At 45.1% G+C, this 585-nt stretch carries 1 rRNA gene; it reads right to left on the reverse strand.

Annotation, left to right across the window (positions count from 1 at the left end):
* Positions 1 to 535: 535 nt before the first annotated feature.
* Positions 536 to 585 (reverse strand): 16S ribosomal RNA (locus DX933_RS18285); the annotation flags it as partial.

Here is a 585-nt window from a genome sequence, read left to right on the forward strand (position 1 = left end):
AGGCATATCGGTGTTAGTCCCGTCCTTCTTCGGCTCCTAGTACCAAGGCATCCACCGTGCGCTCTTCTTCACTTAACTATCTCTCATGAATAAGCATTGTAAATAAAACAAGCTTCTACAATTGCTTTCGCAATGTATCCACTTTTTTGGTTTGATGTCGTTGTTACGCTTATTTGGTTTTCAAGGTACAAGCTTCCACAGGATGTGGTGACTTCTGTGTTCGTCACAGGACGTGACGGACCTTAGCAGAAGATCCTTTAGAGAGATTTACTCCCTCGTTTTAGAGAGATTTGCTCTCTCAAAACTGAACCAAACAACACAGTATGTTCATGAATCGTACCACGCAAGTGGTTGGTATTCATGTTCCGTTATCATAGTCTAGCTCCAGCGGCCAGCAACTAGCGGACTTCGAATTCCTTCCTACGATAAGTCAACTTCGATTCACTTTCGTTCATCGGGTTTCCTTTATCTCGTCAGGACTTCTCCAGTCCGTACGTTGCTAAACGGCCGCTTCCGCCTTCTATTATATCCTTAGAAAGGAGGTGATCCAGCCGCACCTTCCGATACGGCTACCTTGTTACGACT

It is taken from the genome of Ornithinibacillus gellani (assembly GCF_003730295.1).
GTDB lineage: Bacteria > Bacillota > Bacilli > Bacillales > Amphibacillaceae > Ornithinibacillus_A > Ornithinibacillus_A gellani.